This is a genomic window from Bradyrhizobium sp. (genome assembly GCF_030654605.1).
GTDB lineage: Bacteria > Pseudomonadota > Alphaproteobacteria > Rhizobiales > Xanthobacteraceae > Bradyrhizobium.
In genome coordinates this window covers 1-4,162 of the sequence record NZ_JAURXB010000049.1, presented here as the reverse complement: position 1 = coordinate 4,162, position 4,162 = coordinate 1, and the positions used below count along the sequence as shown (strand labels likewise).

4 protein-coding genes and 1 pseudogene are annotated in these 4,162 nt (G+C 64.4%); 4 read left to right on the top strand and 1 reads right to left on the bottom strand.

The window, feature by feature from the left end:
• Together Q7U29_RS04315 and Q7U29_RS04310 are read left to right on the top strand one after the other, a co-directional pair.
• Window positions 1–1,452: lysine--tRNA ligase (locus tag Q7U29_RS04315; RefSeq protein ID WP_304738883.1), on the top strand; the 1,452-nt coding region annotated here is incomplete at its 5' end.
• A 304-nt stretch (window positions 1,453–1,756) separates the two neighbouring features.
• Entirely contained in the window at window positions 1,757–2,539 is a 783-nt protein-coding gene (locus tag Q7U29_RS04310; protein ID WP_304738880.1) for a class II aldolase/adducin family protein, read from the top strand.
• 136 nt (window positions 2,540–2,675) lie between these two features.
• Here the strand turns inward: Q7U29_RS04310 and Q7U29_RS04305 are convergent, their stop codons facing one another.
• Window positions 2,676–3,305: a helix-turn-helix transcriptional regulator gene (locus Q7U29_RS04305; protein ID WP_304738885.1), complete on the bottom strand. Its 630-nt coding sequence runs from the start codon at window positions 3,303–3,305 to the stop codon at window positions 2,676–2,678.
• A 238-nt stretch (window positions 3,306–3,543) separates the two neighbouring features.
• Here Q7U29_RS04305 and Q7U29_RS04300 point away from each other — a divergent pair, with 238 nt between their 5' ends.
• Both Q7U29_RS04300 and Q7U29_RS04295 read left to right on the top strand, forming a co-directional pair.
• Window positions 3,544–3,888, top strand: a complete 345-nt coding sequence (locus Q7U29_RS04300) for a DUF952 domain-containing protein (RefSeq protein ID WP_304738877.1) — start codon at window positions 3,544–3,546, stop codon at window positions 3,886–3,888.
• Window positions 3,885–4,162: pseudogene (locus Q7U29_RS04295) on the top strand (dihydroorotate dehydrogenase (quinone)); the annotation flags it as partial. The gene Q7U29_RS04300 and the pseudogene Q7U29_RS04295, both read left to right, overlap by 4 nt.

Here is a 4,162-nt window from a genome sequence, read left to right as displayed (position 1 = left end):
GCGCGCACCACCATGGTGCGCCACGCCTTTCGCGTGCTGACCGAGGACAAGATCAAGACCCGGCTGCTGGCGTTTTCCGACGACATGGACGGCCTGCGCAAGGTGCCGGACAACGTGCCGAACAAGGAGATGCTGGAGAAGCATCTGGGCAAGCCGCTGACAACGGTGCCCGATCCGTTCGGCACCCATCCGAGCTTTGGCGCGCATAACAACGCAAGGCTGCGCGCCTTTCTCGACACCTTCAAGTTTGACTACGAGTTCGCCAGCTCGACCGATTATTACAAGTCGGGAAAATTCGACGCCGCGCTGCTGCGCGTGCTGGAACGGTTCGACGCAGTCATGGCGGTGATGCTGCCGAGCTTGCGCGAGGAACGCGCGGCGAGCTACTCGCCATTCCTCCCGGTTTGCCCGCGCACCGGCATGGTGCTGTATGTTCCGATCATCGAGCATGACGTGAAGGCCGGCACGGTTTCCTATGACGATCCGGAGACCAAAGAGCGCGTCACGCTCCCGGTCACGGGCGGTCATTGCAAGCTGCAATGGAAGCCGGACTGGGCGATGCGCTGGTACGCGCTTGGCGTCGACTATGAAATGGCCGGCAAGGACCTGATCGATTCCGTCAAGCTGTCGGGCAAGATCTGCTCGGCGCTCGGCGGCCTGCCGCCGGAAGGTTTCAATTACGAACTGTTCCTCGACGACAAGGGCCAGAAGATTTCGAAGTCGAAGGGCAATGGGCTGACCATCGACGAGTGGCTGCGCTATGCCTCGCCGGAATCGCTGTCGCTGTTCATGTACCGCGAGCCGAAGTCGGCGAAGCGGCTGTATTTCGACGTCATCCCGCGCAACGTCGACGACTACCAGCAGTTCCTCGACGGCTTTTCGCGGCAGGATGCAAAACAGCAGCTCGCCAATCCGGTCTGGCACATCCATGCCGGCCAGCCGCCGGCCTCCGACATGCCGGTCACGTTCCAGCTGTTGCTGACGCTGGTGTCGTCGTCGAACGCGGAGAATGCCGCGACGCTGTGGGGGTTCATCGGCCGCTATCGTCCCGGCGTGACGCCGCAGACCCATCCGAAGCTCGACGCCATGGTCGGCTACGCCATCAATTACTATCGCGATTTCGTCGCGCCGACCAAAAAGTTCCGCGAGCCGACCGAGAGCGAACGCGTCGCCTTGCAGGACCTGCGCGACGCGCTGTCGAACATGCCGTCGGCGTCCACCGCGGAGGACATCCAGAACGTGGTCTACGAGATCGGCCGCCGCGAGCCGTTCCTCGATCCCGTCAAGAAGGGCAAGGACGGCCGTCCCGGCGTCTCGCTCGACTGGTTCAACATGCTCTACCAGGTGCTGCTCGGCCAGGAAAAAGGCCCGCGCTTCGGCTCGTTCGTCGCGGTCTATGGCGTGGCCAACGCGGTAGCGATGATCGACGGCGCGCTGGCAAGGAGCGCGTAGGCTGTCGTCCCTGCGAACGCAGGGACCCATAGCCACGGGCCGTAGTTGTCGGCCCAAGACCGTCGACCATCCGGCGAAACGACAGACCTCGCGGTATGGGACCCTGCGTTCGCCGGGACGACGACAGAGGGAATGACCCGCCCTTCGCAGGCGCGCCATCGCACGCTGCGACAATTCGAGATAGCAGATCCACGGCAATTTCAGCCGGGCTCCCGTCCAAATTGCGCTATACTGCCTACAATCAAACGCTCCAGGCCTCCGTCGAGGGGCTGATAAGACAGCGGGTTCAGCAGGGAGGATGCTCATGCAGTTCAGGGTTTCGCCGAAAGCGCTCGATAATTACAGCACCGAGGAATGGCAGGCGCGGGTCGATCTCGCTGCCGCGCACCGGCTGGCCTTCAACCAGGGTTTCAGCGAGGGCATCTTCAACCACCTGACCCTCACCGTGCCGGGCCGCAGCGACCGCTACTACCAGATTCCGTTCGGCATGCACTGGTCCGAGGTCACGGCGTCGTCCTTCATGGAAGTCGGCATCGATGACGGCGAGGTCAAGCGCGGCGAGGGCGACGTCGAGCGCTCCTGCTATTGCATCCATGCGCCGATCCACAAGGCGCTGCCGCAGGCCAAGGCGGTGTTTCACACCCACATGCCCTATGCCAGCGCACTGACGCGTCTGGAAGATCCGCGCATCAAGGAGATCGGCCAGACCGAGGTCGGTTTGATGGGCGAGATCGCCTATGACGACGAATACACGGGGCCTGCGCTCGATCCGGCCGAAGGCGCCCGCCTCGCCGGCGTGATCGGCGACAAGAAGGTGCTGTTCATGGCCAATCACGGCATCTCCACGGTCGGCGCCACCGTCGCCGGTGCCTATGACGTGCTGTATTACGTCGAGCGCGCCGCGCAGGTGCAGATCTACGCGATGTGGACCGGGCAGAAGCTGAAGCAGCTGCCCGAGCCCGTGGTCCAGAAGACGATGCGGGACATCGGCGGCAGCAGCCTGTTCGAGGGCCCGAGTGCCGCGCAGCGGCACTTCGATGCCCTGAAGCGCATGCTCGACCGCAAGGAGCCGGACTACGCGGAGTAGGTCGAGGTTTCTCGTCGTCCCTGCGAACGCAGGGACCCATAGCCACAGGCGCCAGTTGTGGGCGAAGGACGTCTACTACATCGAAAAGATTGATAGACCTCGCGGTATGGGTCCCTGCGTTCGCAGGGACGACAAACTACTGACTCACCCAAACAATCCTTGCGATCCATTCGACGTCGCCTGATGCCAGCGTGCGGTCGACATGAACGGGATTGAGCGATGCCAGCTCCAGCGTCTTCGCGGTGCGGCGCTTCAGCTCCTTGACCATCACCTCGCCGCCGGCGGTTTTCACCACCACGCGGTCGCCGCGGCGGATCGCCGTGCCCGGCGACACCACGATGACGTCGCCGTCGCGATAGGCCGGCTTCATGGCGTCGCCCGATATCTCCAGCGCATAGGCATGTTCGTCGTTGACGGCGGGCAGGCCCAGCTCGTCCCAGCCCTTGCCGGTGGGGTACCCGTTACAGTCGAAATGGCCGGCGGCGGCGGCGGCTTGCGCGAAGCCGAGCAGCGGCACCGACTGCACGGTCCGCGGGGCGTCGCCGATCAGCTGCACGAAAGTGTCGATCGAGGTGTTGGTGGCGGCGAGCGACTTGGCCACCGATTCGGTGGATGGCCAGCGCTCGCGGCCCTCGGTAGTGATCCGCTTCGACTTGTTGAAGGTGGTGGGATCGAGCCCGGCGCGTTTGGCCAGCGCCGAGGTGGTGATCCCGGCGCGCTCGGCCAGCCGGTCCAGCGCGGTCCAGATCTGGTCGTGGGTGAGCATGCGCGGCACTTTCGGAACTTTGGCCATGGCAGGGCTCGGCGGCTTAATGGCTCGGCAGCTTAGGAATTATTACCTTAGTAAACCCGTTTCCGGCGCTGGCGCAAGGGAGGGAAAAGGGAGGGAAAAGGCACCGAAAGCGGCCCTTGAAGTGGGCAGGGTGCGCCGATACGGTCGGCGCGCGATCCGGCAATTCCGGAAAATCACAACAAACTCAAGCAACAGGCAGGACGTCAGGCCGGTGCGCAGGATCTACAAAATTTGTCCCGCTTCGGCCTGGCGCGAGGCCGAGCGGCAGGGCGTGTACCGCGGCAGCGCCGACGATGCGCGCGACGGCTTCATTCATTTCTCGCAGGCGGCGCAGGTGGCCGAGACGGCAAGGAAGCATTTCGCCGGCCAGACCGGCCTGTTCCTGGTCGCGGTCGATGCCGATGCGCTGGGTGCCGCGCTGCGCTGGGAACAGTCGCGCAACGACGAGCTGTTTCCCCACCTCTACGGCGAACTCGATCTCGGCGCGGTCACCGGCGTCCACGAGATGCATGCGCGCTCCGACGGCTTTCACGACATTCCGGAGCTCGAGCCGTGATCCGCGCCTTCGATACATTCTCCCTGCCGCTGCTGCGCTGGTTCGATCCGGAGGACGCGCACCGTCTGGCGATCCAGGGCCTGCGGCTGCTGCCGCCGGTCCGGCCGAGGCCGGACGATCCAAAACTGGCGGTGCGGGCGTTCGGACTGAATTTCCCCAATCCGGTCGGCATGGCGGCGGGCTTCGACAAGAGCGCGGAAGTCTCCGATGCGCTGCTGCGGCTCGGCTTCGGCTTTGTCGAGATCGGCACGGTGACGCCAAAACCGCAGACCGG